General features: G+C 67.8%; 27 protein-coding genes and 1 pseudogene. 12 read left to right on the top strand and 16 right to left on the bottom strand.

Annotation, left to right across the window (positions count from 1 at the left end; translation table 11 throughout):
* Positions 1-309: 309 nt before the first annotated feature.
* Positions 310-687 (top strand): hypothetical protein, encoded by a 378-nt coding sequence (locus AX721_RS13580; protein WP_082765792.1) that lies wholly within the window; start codon positions 310-312, stop codon positions 685-687.
* A 57-nt stretch (positions 688-744) separates the two neighbouring features.
* On the opposite strand, the gene AX721_RS13575 is transcribed toward AX721_RS13580, so the two are convergent.
* From AX721_RS13575 to AX721_RS13565, 3 genes are all read right to left on the bottom strand, one after another.
* Positions 745-2,139, bottom strand: a complete 1,395-nt coding sequence (locus tag AX721_RS13575) for a DnaA N-terminal domain-containing protein (RefSeq protein ID WP_068876526.1) — start codon at positions 2,137-2,139, stop codon at positions 745-747.
* Between the two features lie 592 nt (positions 2,140-2,731).
* Positions 2,732-3,169, bottom strand: coding sequence for a hypothetical protein (locus AX721_RS13570; protein WP_068876525.1), 438 nt, complete (start codon positions 3,167-3,169; stop codon positions 2,732-2,734).
* A complete protein-coding gene (locus AX721_RS13565; RefSeq protein WP_068876524.1) occupies positions 3,166-3,429 on the bottom strand; it encodes a type II toxin-antitoxin system Phd/YefM family antitoxin in 264 nt (87 codons plus the stop codon). The genes AX721_RS13570 and AX721_RS13565 overlap by 4 nt, the downstream gene beginning before the upstream one ends.
* A gap of 148 nt (positions 3,430-3,577) precedes the next feature.
* Between AX721_RS13565 and AX721_RS13560 the strand changes: the two genes are divergently transcribed.
* Together AX721_RS13560 and AX721_RS13555 are read left to right on the top strand one after the other, a co-directional pair.
* Positions 3,578-3,862 carry a type II toxin-antitoxin system ParD family antitoxin gene (locus AX721_RS13560; RefSeq protein ID WP_068876523.1) on the top strand — a complete coding sequence of 95 codons (285 nt, stop codon included), beginning with the start codon at positions 3,578-3,580 and terminating at the stop codon, positions 3,860-3,862.
* A complete protein-coding gene (locus tag AX721_RS13555) occupies positions 3,859-4,227 on the top strand; it encodes a type II toxin-antitoxin system RelE/ParE family toxin (RefSeq protein WP_197422572.1) in 369 nt (122 codons plus the stop codon). The genes AX721_RS13560 and AX721_RS13555 overlap by 4 nt, the downstream gene beginning before the upstream one ends.
* A 54-nt stretch (positions 4,228-4,281) precedes the next feature.
* Here the strand turns inward: AX721_RS13555 and AX721_RS13550 are convergent, their stop codons facing one another.
* From AX721_RS13550 to AX721_RS13525, 9 genes and pseudogenes are all read right to left on the bottom strand, one after another.
* Positions 4,282-4,473: a hypothetical protein gene (locus tag AX721_RS13550; protein WP_068876522.1), complete on the bottom strand. Its 192-nt coding sequence runs from the start codon at positions 4,471-4,473 to the stop codon at positions 4,282-4,284.
* 329 nt (positions 4,474-4,802) lie between these two features.
* Positions 4,803-5,102, bottom strand: coding sequence for a hypothetical protein (locus AX721_RS13545; protein WP_068876521.1), 300 nt, complete (start codon positions 5,100-5,102; stop codon positions 4,803-4,805).
* Positions 5,099-5,260, bottom strand: a complete 162-nt coding sequence (locus tag AX721_RS27400; protein ID WP_156467168.1) for a hypothetical protein — start codon at positions 5,258-5,260, stop codon at positions 5,099-5,101. Before AX721_RS27400 ends, AX721_RS13545 begins: the two co-directional genes overlap by 4 nt.
* Before the next feature lie 63 nt (positions 5,261-5,323).
* Positions 5,324-5,668 carry a single-stranded DNA-binding protein gene (locus AX721_RS13540; RefSeq protein ID WP_068876520.1) on the bottom strand — a complete coding sequence of 115 codons (345 nt, stop codon included), beginning with the start codon at positions 5,666-5,668 and terminating at the stop codon, positions 5,324-5,326.
* A gap of 299 nt (positions 5,669-5,967) precedes the next feature.
* Positions 5,968-6,096 (bottom strand): DUF3768 domain-containing protein, encoded by a 129-nt coding sequence (locus AX721_RS28600; RefSeq protein ID WP_255355354.1) that lies wholly within the window; start codon positions 6,094-6,096, stop codon positions 5,968-5,970.
* Between the two features lie 71 nt (positions 6,097-6,167).
* Positions 6,168-6,221: pseudogene (locus AX721_RS28785) on the bottom strand (hypothetical protein); the annotation flags it as partial.
* A gap of 557 nt (positions 6,222-6,778) precedes the next feature.
* Positions 6,779-7,885, bottom strand: coding sequence for an IS110 family transposase (locus tag AX721_RS13535; protein WP_068876519.1), 1,107 nt, complete (start codon positions 7,883-7,885; stop codon positions 6,779-6,781).
* Between the two features lie 175 nt (positions 7,886-8,060).
* Positions 8,061-8,465, bottom strand: coding sequence for a response regulator (locus AX721_RS13530; RefSeq protein ID WP_068876518.1), 405 nt, complete (start codon positions 8,463-8,465; stop codon positions 8,061-8,063).
* Between the two features lie 235 nt (positions 8,466-8,700).
* A complete protein-coding gene (locus tag AX721_RS13525) occupies positions 8,701-9,102 on the bottom strand; it encodes a helix-turn-helix domain-containing protein (protein WP_068876517.1) in 402 nt (133 codons plus the stop codon).
* Between the two features lie 49 nt (positions 9,103-9,151).
* Between AX721_RS13525 and AX721_RS13520 the strand changes: the two genes are divergently transcribed.
* Genes AX721_RS13520 through AX721_RS13505 form a run of 4 tightly spaced genes read left to right on the top strand, consistent with a single transcriptional unit; the run spans position 9,152 to position 11,935 of the window.
* On the top strand, positions 9,152-9,598 hold the full coding sequence (locus AX721_RS13520) for an MFS transporter permease (protein ID WP_231733457.1): 447 nt from the start codon (positions 9,152-9,154) through the stop codon (positions 9,596-9,598).
* Positions 9,595-9,819 carry a GDCCVxC domain-containing (seleno)protein gene (locus AX721_RS13515; RefSeq protein WP_068876516.1) on the top strand — a complete coding sequence of 75 codons (225 nt, stop codon included), beginning with the start codon at positions 9,595-9,597 and terminating at the stop codon, positions 9,817-9,819. The genes AX721_RS13520 and AX721_RS13515 overlap by 4 nt, the downstream gene beginning before the upstream one ends.
* A gap of 8 nt (positions 9,820-9,827) precedes the next feature.
* A complete protein-coding gene (merB, locus tag AX721_RS13510) occupies positions 9,828-10,607 on the top strand; it encodes an organomercurial lyase (protein WP_231733455.1) in 780 nt (259 codons plus the stop codon).
* The gene (locus AX721_RS13505; RefSeq protein WP_068876515.1) at positions 10,589-11,935 is read left to right on the top strand and encodes an NAD(P)/FAD-dependent oxidoreductase; all 1,347 of its coding nucleotides are present in this window, start codon (positions 10,589-10,591) and stop codon (positions 11,933-11,935) included. Before merB ends, AX721_RS13505 begins: the two co-directional genes overlap by 19 nt.
* Before the next feature lie 132 nt (positions 11,936-12,067).
* Here the strand turns inward: AX721_RS13505 and AX721_RS13500 are convergent, their stop codons facing one another.
* Together AX721_RS13500 and AX721_RS13495 are read right to left on the bottom strand one after the other, a co-directional pair.
* Positions 12,068-12,940, bottom strand: coding sequence for a hypothetical protein (locus AX721_RS13500; RefSeq protein ID WP_197422570.1), 873 nt, complete (start codon positions 12,938-12,940; stop codon positions 12,068-12,070).
* Between the two features lie 289 nt (positions 12,941-13,229).
* The gene (locus tag AX721_RS13495) at positions 13,230-13,592 is read right to left on the bottom strand and encodes a helix-turn-helix transcriptional regulator (RefSeq protein WP_082765791.1); all 363 of its coding nucleotides are present in this window, start codon (positions 13,590-13,592) and stop codon (positions 13,230-13,232) included.
* A gap of 193 nt (positions 13,593-13,785) precedes the next feature.
* On the opposite strand from AX721_RS13495, the gene AX721_RS13490 reads away from it, so the two are divergent.
* Both AX721_RS13490 and AX721_RS27390 read left to right on the top strand, forming a co-directional pair.
* Positions 13,786-14,226, top strand: coding sequence for a helix-turn-helix domain-containing protein (locus AX721_RS13490; RefSeq protein ID WP_068876513.1), 441 nt, complete (start codon positions 13,786-13,788; stop codon positions 14,224-14,226).
* Positions 14,223-14,396: a hypothetical protein gene (locus AX721_RS27390; RefSeq protein WP_156467167.1), complete on the top strand. Its 174-nt coding sequence runs from the start codon at positions 14,223-14,225 to the stop codon at positions 14,394-14,396. The genes AX721_RS13490 and AX721_RS27390 overlap by 4 nt, the downstream gene beginning before the upstream one ends.
* 82 nt (positions 14,397-14,478) lie before the next feature.
* Here the strand turns inward: AX721_RS27390 and AX721_RS27385 are convergent, their stop codons facing one another.
* Both AX721_RS27385 and AX721_RS13485 read right to left on the bottom strand, forming a co-directional pair.
* A complete protein-coding gene (locus AX721_RS27385) occupies positions 14,479-14,610 on the bottom strand; it encodes a hypothetical protein (protein WP_197422569.1) in 132 nt (43 codons plus the stop codon).
* 61 nt (positions 14,611-14,671) lie between these two features.
* The gene (locus tag AX721_RS13485) at positions 14,672-15,109 is read right to left on the bottom strand and encodes a helix-turn-helix domain-containing protein (RefSeq protein ID WP_082765787.1); all 438 of its coding nucleotides are present in this window, start codon (positions 15,107-15,109) and stop codon (positions 14,672-14,674) included.
* 142 nt (positions 15,110-15,251) lie between these two features.
* Between AX721_RS13485 and AX721_RS13480 the strand changes: the two genes are divergently transcribed.
* The 3 genes from AX721_RS13480 to AX721_RS13470 form a co-directional block, all read left to right on the top strand.
* On the top strand, positions 15,252-15,896 hold the full coding sequence (locus AX721_RS13480; protein WP_231733451.1) for a cation transporter: 645 nt from the start codon (positions 15,252-15,254) through the stop codon (positions 15,894-15,896).
* A 5-nt stretch (positions 15,897-15,901) separates the two neighbouring features.
* Complete coding sequence (locus tag AX721_RS13475) at positions 15,902-16,381, top strand: cation efflux transporter (RefSeq protein WP_082765786.1); 480 nt, start codon at positions 15,902-15,904, stop codon at positions 16,379-16,381.
* 64 nt (positions 16,382-16,445) lie between these two features.
* A partial coding sequence (locus tag AX721_RS13470) for a TolC family protein (RefSeq protein WP_197422568.1) occupies positions 16,446-16,926 on the top strand: 481 nt, incomplete at its 3' end.

Here is a 16,926-nt window from a genome sequence, read left to right as displayed (position 1 = left end):
CGTAAGCGACGGCGACGCGGCCGGCGCCGCTCGCCATCGGTTTTTGCACAGCCTGGGGGGTCCGCCCCCGCTGGAGGGGGTAGGCGCTCAAGGCTCGCCTTTGCGACTCAGGGGGAGGGCGCTCCCCCTCCTCGAACTCCCCAATCCTTCCGATGTTGATCCACGCACAGGTCTCAACAAAGACGTTCAAAATTACGACGCCGGCCTGGCGAAACCGCACGGGCTCCGGCCAACGGCCCCGCGACAGCACAGTGCTTTTCTGCCAACTTAAGCACGATCCAAGGGGAGCAGGCTTTGCCGCAGCAGACGATGGCTGACCGCGAGACAGAGACCGACGCGCGCAGCGAAGAGGCCTGGGTCATCGCCACCAATCCCGACTTCCCGATCCGCGCCCGCAACGTCAACTGGTTCCTGGACCGCGGCGGCTCGATCAAGGAAGTCCGGCTCACCGAATCGGAAACCGGCGAATGGAGCGTCTGGCTGCGCCTGACAGGCCGCTCGGGCGAGCACCGGTTGGCCATGTTCAAGTCGGACGAACCCCGCGTCTACCGCGACGTCGCCCGGGCCATCGCCATGTGCCGCGACGACTTCGGCTATTTCGGCCCCATCACGCTGTCGACGGACCGGCAGCCGAGCAACGCCGGCGCGCCGCCAGCGTCCGACAGGCAGGACCACGCCACGGCTTGAAGCCGACGGACATTCTGGAACCGGGATGACCGCCGCCGGCGCGCCCAGCCGCCGGATTCATCGCCGGTCCTTGCGCAGGGTGATGATCACCCGGTCGACGAAGACTTCGGCGACTTCCGCGGCGTGCAGGATCGCATCGACGTAGTCGCGCTTGATCCGGTCGGCGGCGATCTGGCTGAGCGTCGACAAGGTCAGCACGCCGTTATCGATCCCATGGAATCCCACCCGGCTGAACCAGCTTCCATAGGCCCCCTCGCGGACCAGCCGGCGCAGCGGCGCATCGATCTTCCGCCAGACCGGATCGTCGACGCCCGGCGCGGCCATCAAGGCCGGCGGCGGTTCGGGCGGCGGGATGTCGCCCTTGGCCTTCAGAACGCGGGCGAAGTTGAGCCGCAGGTCCGGCGCCCCGTTCGGCTCGTAGGAGGCCATCCGGCCGAAGTACTTGCACGGGCTGCGGACGTCTGGATCTTCGATGGCGATCGCCAGCATGGCGATGGCGCGGACCCCGTGCCGCTTCAGCGCCCAGGCGAAGGTCTGGTCGTTGTTGCGCTCGCGTTCGGGCAAGAGCTCGTCGACGGCCGCCGCGACGCGTGCGAGGTCGGCAGGCGTGACGCTGGCCGGGTCGGCCACGGCGGCAGGCCCCACCAGCGCGGCGATGCGTGGAGAGACCTGGAAGGCGGCCCTAAGCTCCTGACGGACCATTTCCGCGGGCGCGGAGCCCTCTGAAAAGGCGCTGGAGAACCCGCTTGCTCCCCCCGGCGAGCAAATGGCGCGGGCCTGTCCGTTACCGCGAGGTTTGCCCGAGGATTTGGGCGCTTGGCCGTGCGTGGCGGGCGAAGACCGCCGCTCGTCAGATTGGTGTCGCGCCGTAGGCGCGTCCTTTTCTCGTACAGAAGTACTGGCCATCTGATGGGACTGTTCTAGGTGAGTGAATCTTGGCGCCCGGGCGGTTGTTCTTTCACTGAAGACGACCGGTTCGGAATAGGCGGCCCTCCGGGCCTGAGCGGCCTCGCGGACGGCGAGATCCGCCGCCTCCAGCTCGTCCAACCGCGCCACGAGGGGGGCGAGGTCATAGGCCTCGACGCCAGCCGGCCGATTGGCGCGGGTGTAGTCGCGGACCATGAAGCCGGCGGCCTCGAGGGCGCGCCTGTGGGCCCGGGCGTTGCTCTCGGTGCAGCCCAGATAGTCCGCGATCAGACTGGTCCCGGGCCAAACGGTCGCCACGTCCTGTTCAAGCCGGTCCTGGTTGAGGTGCTCGACATAGAGCAGCAGCGTCATCCGCTGCTGCACGGTCAGCATCGGCGTCCCTTTCAGCACCGCCGCGGCGATCCGTGCGACAGAGACGCCGGGCCGCCAGCGCCAGGCGCGGGCCTGCGCGCAGACCGCGTCAAAGTTGGGGGCGCGCTTGGCGAAACCTGGTCGCCAGTCGTCGCCGGATAAGGCCGTTCGCATACCGTCCCTTCCTGGCTGGGACGAGGCCGATTCACGGCGCGAAACCGGCAGGCAAAAGACCATAGGTCTCCTGTTCGGGGCCTTGACGACGCAAAAAGCGCCCCCTAGGCTGGTCCCGATCAATCAAGCCGCTACCACACGGCGCCTGCGATTTCCGAGAGCCTCCCGCGCCAACGGGGGGCTCTCGCCGTTTAGGGGTCTCGTCTAGGTCAAGATGAAGTCCTCTGAGGCGACCAGGCGCGCGCGGAGGGTCCGCCACGCGACTCGGTCGACGGCAGCGTTCAGTGAGTCTGACGAATCCTGAAGGCTTGGAATTGCACCCTTTTGGGCAAAAAGGGCCGATTCGGGCAGTTGACGCCGTTCCGGAAACGAGTCCGCATAGCGCGACTCAGTCCGCTAGGGACGGTGGCTACCCGCATCGGCCACACCACCCATAGCGCTTATGGCTGAATTGGGCCCAGGTGAAACGTGCGGCGGGCATTAAACCCGTCCGCTCCAGGAGGGCCGCAAGGTGCGCACCCCCAACGCCTCACCTGCGCCTCGCGCCGACGCGCGGCGGGCCGCCTGTGGCGCCCGCCAGCCTACGGACCGTCTATTCCGTTCGCTTCACCAGACCGGCGCGGCGCGCCTGCACCCGGGCGAAGAAGCGCGCCTTGACGAGCGAGAAGAGGGAAGGCGGCAGCATCCCGTAGGCGGCCGACTCGATCCCCCGGCCGGGCGCCGGCCGAAGGTCGGGCCCGGGCCAGATGAAGCTGTTGCCCTCGCTGACGACGATCCACGAGCGCACGCTGTCGAGCCCCAGGCGGGCCTTGGTCGCCGGGGGGAGCTCGACGGCGTCGTCAGGATCCTGCGGCGCCGTGTGGGTGATCGGCAGGACATAGACCTGGGTGTCGCCGCCTTCGGTTGCGATGGCGACGATGATCGCGCAGGGCCGATCCTTGACACCCTCCTCGCGTCCGGCCGCATGCTCGCGCTGCCACAGGTAGGAATACCGGACGACGAGGCCGGGCTTCGGCTCCGGCCAGCTCACGCCTTCCGGTCTTCAAGTTCCGCGTCGAGATGGGCGAACTCGGCCGGGACCTCCGCCTTCGCGATCTGCTCGAGAACCGCGTCGGGCAGGTCCGCCGACTGGAACACTTGCCGGTCCCGCCGCTTCAGCCGCTCATACTCGGCCGCCGAGACCATCACCAGCCGATCGCGGCCATGCTTGGTGATGGTCACCGGCTCGCCCAGCGCGCGGTCGGCGAGGCTGCTATAGTTCTTAATGAAATCGGCCGTCGAAACCCGCATGCCGAGCTCCTGTTTTCCGAGTTATTCATATAACTCAGAAAACCGCGGATTGCCAGGGGCGTTGCAATAATGATGTTTTTGCGGTGCGCGGTCTCCAGTTGTCAAAGATTGACAGTGACCCCATATTCCAGGCCTGAGGAGCGCACGCATGCCCAGCCGCAACGTCAATCTGACCGAGCACTTCGATCGCTTCATCGAAGGCGCCGTCTCGACCGGGCGCTATCAGAACGCCAGCGAAGTCGTGCGCGAAGGCCTTCGGTTGCTGGAACGCCAGCAGCATGAGGACGAGCAGAAGCTTGAGCTGCTGCGGACCGCCGTCCGCGAGGGTGAAGAGGCCTATGCGCGCGGCGAGTTTGTCGAGCTCGCAGGCGATGAGATAGGTCCCTACATCGCGAGCGTGGGGCGCACCGCCCGACAGCGGAAGCGTGCGTGACGCGGAAGGTCCGGCTGACCAGCGCGGCCCAACAGGACATCGCAGAACTTCTGGATCGGAGCGCCGATCAGTTCGGCGACGCCGGCCGTGAGCGCTATGAACGCCTGCTCGAGACCGCGCTCCGCGCCCTGGCCGAAGGCCACCCCAACGGCAGCCGCGAATGCCCCGAGCTGGGGCCTGGTCTCTTCGCCTACCACCTTCGCCATAGCCGCGAGAGGGCCCAAGGCGGCGGCCGGGCCGTGGGCCGACCGCGGCACTTCCTGATTTACCGTCACCCGTCCGACGATCTGGTCCTGGTCCTAAGGGTCCTCTACGACGCGATGGACCTCGCGCGACACGTCGAGGACGATCCGCTGGGGACCTGACGACGGGGTGTAGAACCCTTGCGCTGCCTCGAGTGGCTCGCGTGCAGGCAAGGCCTAACGCGGGGCGAAACCTGCCTCCGCCAGCGCCGCCCGCAGCGCGATCCAAGCTTCAAAGATGAGGTCAGCTTCCCGCTCATCGCCCGCATGGCGCCGCGCCGTGTCCCGATCGGCCCCCTTGACGAACTGCGCCAGGGCCAGGGCCTCATCGGGGTTCAGGGTGAGCGACAGGTTCAGCGGCTCTGGCATGTGGGCTCCTTGGGCTGAGCTTCAGCGGACGGGCCTGCCGCCGTCAAGCGCCTCCCCATACGGCCGCCCGGCGTCAGACGGGTCGGGCGAGCTGAATGAGCTCGCCCGCCGAGCGCGCCAGCGCGCGGCCGTTGGGGGGTCTGGTCTGCGCCGGTGCGGGCGTGGGCCAGCTGGGCCACGAAGGCCGAGAGCGCCGGCGCAGTCTCCAGGAGCGGTCGGGCGAAGTCCAGCGCCTCGCGTGTGGCCTCGTCGGCCATCGCCGGGAATTGAAGCGCAGCGGGCCAGGATCAGCTCGACCGCCTCCATCTGCCGTTCGGTGAGCGCGTCGGTCATTGTTCGATCACCCCTTCGATGGGGTCGAGCGCGATGCGCGCCACCACGAAGATGTCGATCAAGAGCTGCGTGGGGTTCGGCTCGCTCTTGGGATCGGCCATGAACCGGACAGTCAGCTCCTCTATGTGCTGCAGCGTCTCCAGCATGGACGCCGAATTGGCCACGAGGTCGCGCGCCTGGGCGGCGGCTTCCTGGAACTCGTCGTCATCGGCGCGGCGATGCTCCATAGCCTCGTCGATCTCGCGCACGAGGCGCGCAACCGCGTCGCGGGCGGGCCGGGGATCCAACGTCGTCATCCGCGGGCGCCCCTGGGGCGGAAGACCAGGCGGCGCACCCGCACCCGGCACTCGAAGCTGTCCACCAGCACCCATCGACCACGTCGGCCGCGCTCGTAGACATTGACGGTCGGCTCTAGGGTCTGGTCCACCTGCAAGCCCTCGAAGGTTCTGCCCACCGCACGCCTCCGCTGAGGAAGAGGGGAGGCGGCGCGCGACAAGCGCGCCGCCGGTTCGGCGCCCTACTCGGCGAGCGGGCTGTGGAACTCGATCTCGGCGTTACGATCCAGCACGATCTCGGCCTGGGTGCGGTCGGTCTGCTCGCCGTCCTTGCGCCACTTGCGGTAGGTCATCCGTCCGCTCAGCGCCACGGTGCGGCCCTTCTTGGCGTTCCGCTCCAGCATGTCCACCAGCCCCTCGGAGAAGGCGACCACGCGGTGCCAGGTTACATCGTCGACCCACTCGCCGGAGCTGTTGCGGTAGCCGTCGTTGGTGGCGACCGAGAACGCGGCGACCTTGGCGCCGGCGTTCGTGCTGCGGATTTCGACGTCGCCGCCGATGTTTCCCACAAGGCTGATGCGGTTCATTGAGTGACTCCTTCAGGGGGTTCAGACAGTCAGAGAATACATCATTATGTTTTTCTCGGCCAGAAGATAATGATGTTTACACGCAGAAATTGTGTGACGGCGTTGGGCGTTTGTATGTCCAAACTTGGGGCCGCCGCCCGCGGAAAGCGCGTCCCGGGCGCGAGTGGGGGAGGGCGGCTTCGCCGCGCCCAGAACCGCTCCGGGCGCGCCGCCTGCGGCGGCTCCGGCGTCCGGCTCCTGCTTGTTTGGGAGCCGATCCGGCCGCCGGTCCCCGTGGATTTCTGGGCGCCCCGGCATGCTCAATGCTCCGAGGCCAGCATGAGGGTCAGCACGCGCCGGGTCAGTTCGGCGCTCCACTTGACCGGCGAGTGCTCGTCTCGCTCCAGATCGTAATAGTCGATCTTCCAGAACAGCCGCTCGCCCCCCACAGGGTGAAAGCCCCGAAGTCGCGCTCGCCGAAGGGGTTGTTGTCCTCGCTGAAGTCACTGAAGCCCGCGACCGCCTCCACCAGCGCGCGCCGTTTCTCAGGATCGTCGCCGACCAGCGCGGCCACGCCGTGGGTCGTGAATCAAGCGGCGTTGACCATTTGCGGGTTCGTGCGGGCGAGGTCGTTCAGGCGAGCGGTCTCAGCCGCGCGCTCGTCGTCGGTATGGAACATGGCGGGATCTCCCTTCGGGCCGATGCGTCGCGCATCGCCCCTGCCCGCGGGCGAGGCTGGGGGTAGCAGAGGGATGACCGGGGCCGGGGAGGGGATCACCCGGCCTGCACGACCGAAGGAAGGTTGGGGCGACCGCGGGCCCGGTCTTCCCGGCGCGAGGGGCGAAGCCCCTTCCATGTCCTTTTTCAGTGATGAGACGTGCGAAACCCCCTCCGCGCCGCAGGCGCGGAGATTCTGGCCATTGGATCTTGCTGTTAGGTCGAAGGCGGGGTGGCGAAGGCGACGGTCGATCAGACTTCCATACGCGGGTTGGGTACCGCATGAACGCGTGTCGTCGCGGGCAGCCTCTCACTAAGCGCGGGCGTCAGCCTGAAGCTGGCCCATGGGGCTCTCGAGGATCACCCTGACCTCCACCCCGCCCCCGGCCTAACAGCCCGGACAGGGCGTGGCGCTCAAGGCGCGGCCGGTCTGACCTCCTGTCCGATCGCCCAAACGAAGCCCGCCAGCTCGCGGGCGATGGCCGCGACCACCACCGTCGGCTTCTTCCCCGAATGCGAGAGCTTCCGGAAGCGATCGCAGAGGCGGCTCTGCGCCTTCCAGGCAATGTCGCGCACAGGCTTGGGCAGGCGCACCAGCACCTCCACCTTCTCCTGCGCGACCCGCGGCGGATAGCGATAGCTCCAGGCCGCCTCCACCAGCATCCGCCGGGCTTCGCGGTTGCCGGTCTTGGTGATCCCGCCCCGGCGGATGTTGTCGCCGCTGGACCGCTCGGACGGTACGAGGCCGAGATAGGCCATCAGCTGGCTCGGGCTGTCGAACCGGCGGAGATCGCCGATGCCGGCAACGAAGGTGACGGCCGAGATCAGCTCCAGGCCACGAAGCCCGCGCAGCGCTTCGACCACCGGCCCCATCGACCAGGTCGGCAACAGCGCCTCGATCCGCGTGACAAGTTGATCGCGCCGATCCTGCGCCGTGAAAATCGTCTCCACATAGTCCTGGAAGACGATCTGATGCACAGGCTGGTCGAACACCTGGCCGGCGAGCCAAACCCGGTGACGCTGCGTCCAGTTCTTGCCCTTCTCGTAGGTCCGGCCATGCCGGAGGAGGAACGCCAGGAGCTGCTGGCGGGCCCGCATCAACGCCATCACCGCGTCGAGCCGCGCCCGCACCAGGTCCCTCATCGCCTCATGGACGGGATCCGGCACCCACACCCGGGTGAGATCGCCTGACCGGTGCAGGACGGCGAGCTTCTGGGCGTCGCGCCGATCGGTCTTCACCCTGTCGCCGGGCTTTCTCGGGATCAGTGTCGGTGCGACGACCGTACAGCCATGGCCAAGCTCGGCCAGCTGGCGGTAGATACCGTAGCCGCAGCAGCCCGCCTCGTAGCAGAACTCCAGCTCGGCGCCGTCCTTAGCCAATCGCTTCGCCAGCTTGGCGACGTCCGTGGGCGTGTTGGGAATCTCGCCCAGGAAGCGGACCTGGCCATCCCGACCTTCCTCCGCAACGCTGACCGAGATGCTGACCTTGTGAACGTCGAGGCCAATGTAAAGCGCGGGCATGTCTCTTCTCCGATGCTGCTGCACCGGAGGATGACGCAGCGCTGAAGCTGCGGTCACCGATAGCAAAAGGACATGCGGACTTAGACCCATTCTGCAACCGCCCCGGTTCCTAATACCCGATACCTAAAGCCAAGCTGCCGGGTGCTCGTCGCGGGGCAGTCGGGCTGGAGAGCGCCTATGCGTCGTCGACGCGCGAATCCGCATTGTTGATCTGCGTCGCGAGAGCCACGAGCAACTGTGCAGGAGCGAAGGGCTTCATCAGCATCGTGCTACCGGGGACGCCTTCGGATTCCCACTGATGGGAGCTTGCGCCGCTCATATAGACCACGGCGATGACTGGAGATATCCGGCGGGCCGCATGACCAACGTCCCAGCCCGTCATGCCACCGCCGAGATCGACGTCCGTGACCACGCCCGCAAATTCCCCTGGGCGGCTCTGCAAGACGTCGATCGCACCATCCCCATTGTTCGCGTACGCCACCTCAAAGCCCCCATCTTCAAGCGCGCCCTGCAGCAGGTCTCGAATAAGCGGCTCGTCTTCGACCAGCAGCACCTGGGGCAAGGCATTCGACTGCGCCATATGCACTAAGGCTCCGGGCCCACACGCAGGAGCCAGCATCCCGCTTTGTCGACTTCACGGCCAACGCGTCTTCACCCTCGTTGTTCGAGGGTTCTCTGAAGGCTCGCCGATCTGCTAAGGAGGCAATCAAGGTTGAGGCCTTCTCGGCTCGCTCGTCGTCGGCGCCAGGTGCACCTCCGAGTGCGCGTTAACGTTCAGCGCCGGAAGCCAAGCGCGCAGCGCGCCGCGGGACAACTCAAGCGGCGTAGAGCGCCTGGATCAGCGGGCAGCCAGGATCCTGCCCGGCGTCACAGGCCCGTACCGAGTCGGCCAGCACCCGCTCCATGCGCTTCAGGTCCGCGATCCGCCCGCGTACGTCCTCCAGGTGCGACGCCGCGAGGGCGCGCACCTCGCCACACGCGCTCTGCCCGCCCGCGGCGAGTCCGAGCAGGTTGCGGACGTCGTCGAGAGTGAAGCCCAGCTCTCGCGCCCGGCGCACGAAAGCCAGCCGGCCTACGTCTTCTGCACCATAGCTGCGGTAGCGGCCGCGGCGCGGCGGCGACGGCAAAAGCCGAATCCGCTCGTAGTAGCGGATCGTCTCGATGTTGCAGCCGGTGCGGCGTGAGAGCTCGCCGATGGGGATCGCCGCGCCAGCCATGGAGATCGCCTTTCAATTAGGGCTTGAGTCTGTAGTCGCTACAGATGGCATGCTGATCGGCATCAGACCAGGAGACAACGGCATGACGGCGAGCAGCGCGGCTCGAGCTCGACGAGAGAGACGGGGCGGCAGGCCCGCCGACACCGCCTTGAGCTGGACGGCGATGGCCGCCGCGGTAGGCGCGGTCTTCGCCTGGGCCGCATGCTGCGTTCTGCCGATGTCATTGGCCCTGACCGGCCTCGGACTGGGCGGCCTGAGCTGGATCGCCGGTCAGCGCGCCTGGATCACGCTTGCCGCGCTGGGCGTGATCGGCCTGGGTTGGGGCCTGACTTGGCGGCGGGCGCGGATGTGCCGGACGCAAGGCGCCTGTCCCGCGCCTTCGCGGCTCGGGATCGGCTTACTCGCCGCGGCCACGCTCCTCGTCGTTCTGGCCTTGGTGTGGCAGCCGTTCGTCGAGCCCTGGGCCTTGGCCCTAATCCGGAGCGCCCGCGGATGAGCCAAATGCCGATCGAGCCCCGGTCCACGCTCACCTGTCCGCACTGCGGCCACCACGCGACAGAGACCATGCCGACCGACGCCTGCCAGTATTTCTACGACTGCCAGGGCTGCGGCTCCGTGCTGAAGCCCACGCCCGGCGACTGCTGCGTCTACTGTTCCTATGGCGACACGCCCTGCCCGCCGATCCAGCAGGGTGGCGGCAAGGCCTGTTGCGCCTGAGGCGGGCGATGGTGCGCACATCACTTGCACGCGCGGCCCGGCGGCCGACAATCTCGTTCCCCGGCGGTGTGGCGATCCCGGACTGGCGCGCGGTCACCTCGCCGAGCGCGCAGGACGCGCTGAGGGCTGTGTTCAGGGCCTTCATCGGCCCCAACTGGGGCGGGATGGATGAAGGCGAGGACCAAGTTCGGCGCGCAGTGCTTCAGGGCTATGTCGAGAGCGGCCGAGCGCCGACGCCGACCGAGATCGCGGCGATAGCGGGTCTTTCGTCTCACGAGGTCGCCTCGGCGTTGCAACGGCTGGCTAGTCGCGATCTGGCGACCCTCGACAGCGCCGGCCGCGTCAGCGGCGCCTATCCGTTCACCGACGCGCCCACAGAACATTGCGTCGAGACTAGCGGCGTCAGCGCGAACGTCATGTGCGCTATCGACGTGCTTGGGATCGGGGCCATGCTGGAGCGGGACTGCCGCGTCCGCTCGGCTTGCCGTCACTGTCGGCGCACACTTCGCATCGATGTCGGAGACCGTGGCCGTCAAATTCGTGTGGTGGAGCCCGCGGCGATCCTCGTCTGGTCCGGGGGTAACTACGCCGACGGCTGCGCGGCGTCTTCGCTCTGCACATTGCAGGCATTGTTCTGCGGCGACGATCACCTGTCGGCGTGGCTCGCGATCGGGCCCATTCGCGTCCAGGACGGTGTCCGCCTGAGCCTGCCTGAAGCGTTGGAGGTCAGCCGCGCGATCTTTGCACCTATGCGGATGGAGCTTCGGACATGTCCGTCTACGACCTGATCGTCATCGGTAGCGGCACGGCGGCCCAGGTCGCCGTCGGCCGGGTGCGCGCGGCCGGCTGGTCCGTCGCTGTGATTGATCACCGCCCGTTCGGCGGAACCTGCGCGCTCCGGGGCTGCGATCCCAAGAAGATGCTCGTGAGTGGCGAGGAAGCGATCGACGCGGCCGCGCGCATGGCCGGGCATGGCGTCGCAGGCGCCCTGGCGATCGATTGGCCGGGACTGATCGCCTTCAAGCGCACCTTCACCGATCCCATCCCGGCCAAGCAGGAGCGCCGCTACGCCGAGTTGGGCGTCGACGGTTTCCATGGGCTGGCGCGCTTCACCGCTCGGGACATGATCGAGGTGGACGGCCGGACCTTGCAGGCTCGTCACATCCTGATCGCCACGGGCGCGCGGCCAATTCCGCTTGGTATCCCGGGCGAGGGGTTGGTCGTCACGAGCGACGCCTTCATGGGGCTCGAGCGCCTTCCGCGCCGCGTGGTGCTGATTGGCGGCGGCTATGTCGCCGCGGAGTTCTCGCACTTGGCTGCGCGGGCCGGCGCCGCGGTCACCGTCCTGCAGCGGGCCACGCGGCTCCTGCCGCATTTTGATCCCGACCTCGTCGGCTGGCTTACGCCACGGTTTCGCGAGCTCGGAATCGCGATCGAAACCGGCGCCACGGCGACCCGCGTCGAGAGGACCGAGGACGGCCTGCTTGTCCATGCCCTGCGCAGGGATGGACCGGATCTCAGCGTCCCGGCCGATCTCGTGGTCCATGCCGCCGGGCGCGTGCCGGATCTCGATGCCCTGGACCTTGCGGCCGGCGATGTGGCGGCCCCTGACGGGCGCCTGCAGCTCGATGAGCACCTGCGGAGCGTCTCGAATCCGCGAGTCTACGCCGCCGGCGATGCCGCGGGCATGGGGCCGCCCCTGACGCCAGTGTCCAGCCACGACGCCAAGGTGGTCGCCGGCAACCTCCTAGACGGCGGGTCGCACCGGCCGGACTATCGCGGCGTGCCGAGCGTGGCCTTCACCGTGCCGCCGATTGCGGCCGTCGGTCTATCCGAGGAGGAGGCGCGCCGCCGCGACCTCAAGTTCCGAATCAACGCGGCCTCGACGCCGGACTGGTTCACTGCGCGTCGCCTGGCCGAGCGGGTCTACGGCCACAAGGTCCTAATTGAAGAGGACACCGACCTCATTCTCGGCGCCCACCTGGTGGGCCCGCACGCCGAAGAGGTGATCAATGTTTTCGGCTTGGCGATACGCCACGGCCTCACAGCGACCGATCTTCGCTCAAGCATGTTTGCATATCCGACCGGGGCCTCAGACGTGGGCTACATGCTGTAAGGCGCTCACCGAGTCGTATTCGTAAGGGCGCCAGAAGAGCCGGCGAATACAGCGTTGCGGGGGCGCCCCCCGCAGAGGGGGTAGGCGGAGACGCCTCCGGCTCCGGCTCAGGGGGAGGCTTCCCCCCTCAATTCATCTCGCTACAGCACCCGCGTATAGGTCTTTGCCATCCAACACCCGCTGCACCTGGTCCGTATTCTGGGCCCCGATGCGCAGCGCGATCTCCTCGGCCGAATGGCCTTCCGCCAGCTCGCGGATCGCCCGGAGCTGCTCGACCGAAAGCCGACCGTCCCGCCCGCAGATCTGCGCCACGGCCCAGGCATCGTCCTTCCACTTCTCCGAGACCCACGGCGCCGGCAAGCCCTTGCGCGGGTGCGCCTTCAGCCACTCGGCGACGATACGGTCCCGTTCATCCGGCAGGGGGACCACCCGCTCGGACAGCATTCCGTTCTCCCGCAGGTATCTGAGGCCGGATTTGCCGCCGGGGATCATGTTCAGCCGCCGCTCGTCGTCCCAATGCCCCCCGACCAGGAACTCTTCGCTGGCGTACAGCTGCTCCAGGTCCTCGGTGATCCCCATGACCTTGTGATGGATGTAGGTGATGCGCCCGGCGGACAGCTCCTCGCGCAGCTTCCGATGAAAGAGCAGGGGACTGCCGGTCTCCATCGCCCGACGATGCTCGGCCAAACGCGCCTGCCAGGTGCGGGTGGTGACGCCGACATAGAAATAGCCGTCGTCGGGATACGAGCCGCCGTCGCCGAAGATGTGCTGGTAGAGCACATAGGCCTTCTTCGGCCAGGTCTTCGGCGCCAGCAGCAAGGTCGCGGGCGCCGAGAAGAGCGTGGCGGGCTCCTTCACACCGGCGACGCGGCCGGAGGTCTGGCCCATGGCCGCGGCCGTCAGGAGCGCCGGGTCCTCGACAACGTCCACGCGGATCTGCGGCCGCAGCGCCAGTTCGCCGTCTTCAAGCGGCCGGCCCGACGCCATGGCGGAGCTTCCCACCATCCGGTGTCCTTGCCGCAGCCGCTCCTGCGGCGCCACGAACATCCGGCGCCCTTGGCAGGGCGATTACATGCGCCACGGGGATGAACTGTCCCGGCTTCACGCGCACCAGGCCGTCCTCACGCCGCGCGGACGCCAGCCAATGGGCGCCGTAGTCCGAACGCGTCCAGCTCTGCAGCAGCGCGTCCCAGCTCGCGCAGGCGGGGATGCATCACCTTCGGGGCCAGGTGCTCCCACCACTGGCGATTGATCGAGACCAACAATCCTCTCCGAGCCGGCGCCGGGCGCGAGCCTAACCTCGGTTGAGCATCGACTGCAGGACCTTGAGCGCGCGGGCGCGTTCGTCCGCCGTCAGCGGCGCAAGAAGACCGATCACATCCGAGAGGGCGTCGTCGGCCTGGTCCTGCGCCAAGGGGTGAGGAAAGAAATCTCGCACCGGCGTCTTCAGCGTGCGCGCGAGGGCTTCCAAGGTCCTGAAGCTCGGCGCGCGGGCGCCGCGCTCGACCACCCCGATATATTGCTCGGTGAGACCGACCGCCTCCGCGAGCGCCGCCTGGGTGAGGCCCACGCGTTCCCGGTGCATGCGAATGGCGCGTCCGACCGACTTCTGAAGCCTCACAATCTCTCCCCACGACTCGCGGGGAGAGCCAATCATCATGAGCGCCCGCCGATGAGCGACCGCAAGTGATGGCGGAATGACTTAAAGTTTGCCTTTCGCTTACCTCCGCGTGTTAATCCCCCTGGGCAATCACCCTGGAGACGTGCAGCTTGTTAAGCGCTGAAGTGTACGGCGGGCGCAAAGCTGTCCTGCACAGCCGCTTAGTGAATGTAGGGGAGCTGCGAGGCAAATGACCGAGGAGGCGCCGAACCCGGTTGACGTTCATGTCGGCCGGCGGGTGCGGCTGCGGCGCAAGGAACTTGGCGTCAGCCAGGCGTGGCTCGCCGATCGCCTCGGCCTGACCTTTCAGCAGGTCCAGAAATACGAGCGCGGCGCGAACCGCATCAGCGCGTCCAAGCTCTACCAGATCGCCTCTGTCCTGGAGGTTCCGATCACCTATTTTTTCGAGGGCTTGGATGACCCGGCCGCGCCGAAGGGCGCACGGTACGCCCATGCCTATACGAGTGTTGTCGAAGACTTGCTGTCCCAACCCAACGGCCCCGAGCTGGCCGAGGCGTTCCTGAGCATCCGGCGGCGCAGCGTCCGCCGGGGTCTCGCCGAGCTGGCGCGCGCCATCGCGGCCAACGGCACGGACGGTTCGTCCGGAGAGGGCCACGAGGCCGCGGAATGAGCTGGCGCGACGCCCTCCTTATCGCGCCGATGCTCTTCGTCGGTGTGATTGGGGCCGCGTTCGGGCTATTTCCCGACGATAGGCGCGATTGGACGATCTGGGCCAGCACCGCCGCCTCGGCCGCTCCGATCGGGGCCTACTTTCTGCTGGAGCGCCTAAAGCCCCGCTGATCGCTGCAATTCGACACTTCGGGGCGCCCCTTGTCCTGGAGCCGGCTTCGCCGACGCGTCGTGCTCGGCGTTGGAGCCCGCTTCAGCGGTCTGCGGCCGGGGCCAAGTCGACGATTTCGCCAGCGCCGTCGCGCACGACAACGCGGAACGAGACGTGCCGCCCAACGCGCGCGTCGTCAACCAGCGTCCGCCGCGCGCGGAAGGTCATGACCATGGCCGGCGAGCTTGGCCTTGACGTGCGACGCCACGCCGAGACCTCCGCGATGATGACGGGACTAGGTGCGCGGGGCATCGGGTTCGTGATGCTTGCAGAGGGCGTGGTCACTGAGCACCTCGATGACCCGGCAGTCGGCCGCCTGCCCGCGGCAGGCAGAGTCCACCATCCGCTTCAGTTCGGTCCGCAGCGCCTGCAGCTGCCGGATCTTCACCGTGACCGCCTCGAGCTGCTGTGCGGCCAGAACACTTGCCTGTTCACACGAGCGGTTGGGATGATCCGAAAGGTCCAAGAGGTCACGGATGGCCTCGACCGAAAAGCCCAGCTGGCGCGCGTGCTTGATGAAGCCCAGCCGGTCCACCGCCGCCTGGTCGTACACGCGCCGGTCGTTCGCCGCCCGCACCGGTTCGGGAAGTAGCCCGATCCCTTCGTAGAACCGGATGGTGGGGACCTTCACCCCCGTGGCCTTCGCCAAGCCACCGATCGGCATTGTCGACATCTTCAACTCCCGAAACCCAGGGTGAAAAATAAGCACTTGATCCTCTATCTACTAGAGGATGCAAGCTGGCGAAATGTCCTCCTGTTCCTCCGGGCCTACTCAACACCAGGCCGCCCGCTCCGCAGGGTGCTGCGGCGCTACCATGGCCTTCGACGGCGCGTCGCCGGCCTATCGGCGGGTCCTGGCTTGGGTGATCGCGATCAACCTGATCGGATTCGGCGTCGTGTCCGTGGGCGCCCTGCTGGCGAGTTCCGCGTCGCTGGCGGCGAACACCCTCGATTTCGCCGCCGACGCCGCCACCTATGGCCTGAGCCTTTGGGCCATTGGCAAGACTATGACGGTGCGCGCGTCTGCAGCCTTGGTGAAGGGCGCGAGCCTTGCGGTCATGGCGCTCAGCATCCTTGGCTTCGCGATCTGGCGCGCCGCGGTCGGCCTGCCGCCCGAAGGCGCCGCAATCTCCGGCCTCGGCTTGTTTGGCGCCGCAGCCAACCTCGTCGCCGCCCTGTTGCTGATCCGCTACCGGGAGGGGGACGCCAATGTGCGGTCCGTGTGGCTCTGTACACGCAACGATCTGATCCAGTGCCTTGCCGTCGCAGTTACTGGAGTCGCGGTAAGCCTGACGAATTCGCGCTGGCCCGACCTCATCGTAGGGATATTGCTCGCGGCCATTTTCCTGCGTTCCGCCTGGCAGATCACCGCGCAAGCCGTGCGTGAGTCCAAGCCCGAAAGCCGCGGCGGGCAGGGTGATACTATAACGCATTCCCCTTCCGCAGTGGGTCCGGTATAGAGACCATGATGATCGGGACGGCGATCCGCTGCGAAGCCTTCTGGGCAAGCGCGCCAACCCCCCACCCTTCGGCGGGGAATGCGCCGCGCGTGGTAAGGCGGCAGACGCGCGCAGCTGTTCGCGGCCGGCCCGCCCTAAAAGATCAGTGGATGCGCCTAGCATTGGCCTGGGCGCTTGCCTTTGCGCTGTGCCTGACGACGATCGTGTCGGGCGCGGCCGCGCACGAGACGATCGAGCTAGGCGCAGCGCCGGCCGCCGTCGAGGCGCTGAAGATCACCGAGGCGCCGTCGAAGCAAGAAGCGCCCAAAAAGCTCCTCTTCGCCATGGTCTGCACGGGCCATTGCGCTGCGCACGCCTTCGCGATGCCTTCGACGGCGGCGGCGCCGGTTCTCGTGCCCGTGGTTCGTGCGGGATGGCCTGTGCTGGACGATCAGTGGGCGCAGGTGACGCGCCCGTCGCGGCTGGAGCGGCCCCCCCGAGCCTGATGCGGACCTCGGCGCCGTGGGCGCCTGACGCCTTGCATCTGGATCATCGGGGATAACGACTTTCATGACACTCATCATGCGCGGGCGGCTGCGGTATGCAGCCGTGAGCGCGGCGGCGATCCTGGGCGCGTGGGCGTCGGGACGCGGCGCGGCGGCCGAACCGGCCCCGCCTTACCGGGACCTGCTGGCCCAGGCGCAGTCGAGCGCGCCCCGGCTGGCCGAAGCCGAGGCCGGCGTGCGCCAGGCCCAGGGCCTGGCGCGACAGGCGGCGGCGCGGCCCAATCCGACCGCAGCGGTCGAGATGGAGAACTTCAACGGCTCCGGCCCCTATCGGGGCACGGGCGCGGCCGAGACGACGTTCTCGGTGGGCCTGCCGATCGAGCTCGGCGGCAAGCGCGGCGCGCGGATCGCCGCCGGCCGGGCCGGGGTCGATGCGGCGCGGGCGCGGCTCGCCCAGGCGCGGGCCGACTACGCCTTCGAACTGGCCGCGGCCTACGCCGAGGCCGAGGCCGCCGAGCGGCGGGTGACCCTGGCCCAGGAGTCGC

It is taken from the genome of Phenylobacterium sp. CCH9-H3 (assembly GCF_001557235.1).
Taxonomy (GTDB): Bacteria; Pseudomonadota; Alphaproteobacteria; order Caulobacterales; family Caulobacteraceae; genus Phenylobacterium.
This window is presented reverse-complemented; position numbering and strand designations above follow the sequence as displayed.

Coding starts and splice junctions, on each gene's coding strand:
- AX721_RS13520 (WP_231733457.1), top strand. CDS start 9,152: ATGCTGATCGGCATCAGACCAGGAGACAACGGCATGACGGCGAGCAGC.
- AX721_RS13485 (WP_082765787.1), bottom strand. CDS start 15,109: ATGTCGACAATGCCGATCGGTGGCTTGGCGAAGGCCACGGGGGTGAAG.
- AX721_RS13515 (WP_068876516.1), top strand. CDS start 9,595: ATGAGCCAAATGCCGATCGAGCCCCGGTCCACGCTCACCTGTCCGCAC.
- AX721_RS13495 (WP_082765791.1), bottom strand. CDS start 13,592: ATGATTGGCTCTCCCCGCGAGTCGTGGGGAGAGATTGTGAGGCTTCAG.
- AX721_RS13475 (WP_082765786.1), top strand. CDS start 15,902: ATGATGATCGGGACGGCGATCCGCTGCGAAGCCTTCTGGGCAAGCGCG.
- AX721_RS13500 (WP_197422570.1), bottom strand. CDS start 12,940: ATGGTGGGAAGCTCCGCCATGGCGTCGGGCCGGCCGCTTGAAGACGGC.
- AX721_RS13580 (WP_082765792.1), top strand. CDS start 310: ATGGCTGACCGCGAGACAGAGACCGACGCGCGCAGCGAAGAGGCCTGG.
- AX721_RS13575 (WP_068876526.1), bottom strand. CDS start 2,139: ATGCGAACGGCCTTATCCGGCGACGACTGGCGACCAGGTTTCGCCAAG.
- AX721_RS13560 (WP_068876523.1), top strand. CDS start 3,578: ATGCCCAGCCGCAACGTCAATCTGACCGAGCACTTCGATCGCTTCATC.
- AX721_RS13525 (WP_068876517.1), bottom strand. CDS start 9,102: ATGGCTGGCGCGGCGATCCCCATCGGCGAGCTCTCACGCCGCACCGGC.
- AX721_RS13505 (WP_068876515.1), top strand. CDS start 10,589: ATGTCCGTCTACGACCTGATCGTCATCGGTAGCGGCACGGCGGCCCAG.
- AX721_RS13530 (WP_068876518.1), bottom strand. CDS start 8,465: ATGGCGCAGTCGAATGCCTTGCCCCAGGTGCTGCTGGTCGAAGACGAG.
- AX721_RS27390 (WP_156467167.1), top strand. CDS start 14,223: ATGAGCTGGCGCGACGCCCTCCTTATCGCGCCGATGCTCTTCGTCGGT.
- AX721_RS27385 (WP_197422569.1), bottom strand. CDS start 14,610: ATGGTCATGACCTTCCGCGCGCGGCGGACGCTGGTTGACGACGCGCGC.
- AX721_RS13550 (WP_068876522.1), bottom strand. CDS start 4,473: ATGCCAGAGCCGCTGAACCTGTCGCTCACCCTGAACCCCGATGAGGCC.
- merB (WP_231733455.1), top strand. CDS start 9,828: ATGGTGCGCACATCACTTGCACGCGCGGCCCGGCGGCCGACAATCTCG.
- AX721_RS13480 (WP_231733451.1), top strand. CDS start 15,252: ATGGCCTTCGACGGCGCGTCGCCGGCCTATCGGCGGGTCCTGGCTTGG.
- AX721_RS13490 (WP_068876513.1), top strand. CDS start 13,786: ATGACCGAGGAGGCGCCGAACCCGGTTGACGTTCATGTCGGCCGGCGG.
- AX721_RS13565 (WP_068876524.1), bottom strand. CDS start 3,429: ATGCGGGTTTCGACGGCCGATTTCATTAAGAACTATAGCAGCCTCGCC.
- AX721_RS13540 (WP_068876520.1), bottom strand. CDS start 5,668: ATGAACCGCATCAGCCTTGTGGGAAACATCGGCGGCGACGTCGAAATC.
- AX721_RS13535 (WP_068876519.1), bottom strand. CDS start 7,885: ATGCCCGCGCTTTACATTGGCCTCGACGTTCACAAGGTCAGCATCTCG.
- AX721_RS13545 (WP_068876521.1), bottom strand. CDS start 5,102: ATGACGACGTTGGATCCCCGGCCCGCCCGCGACGCGGTTGCGCGCCTC.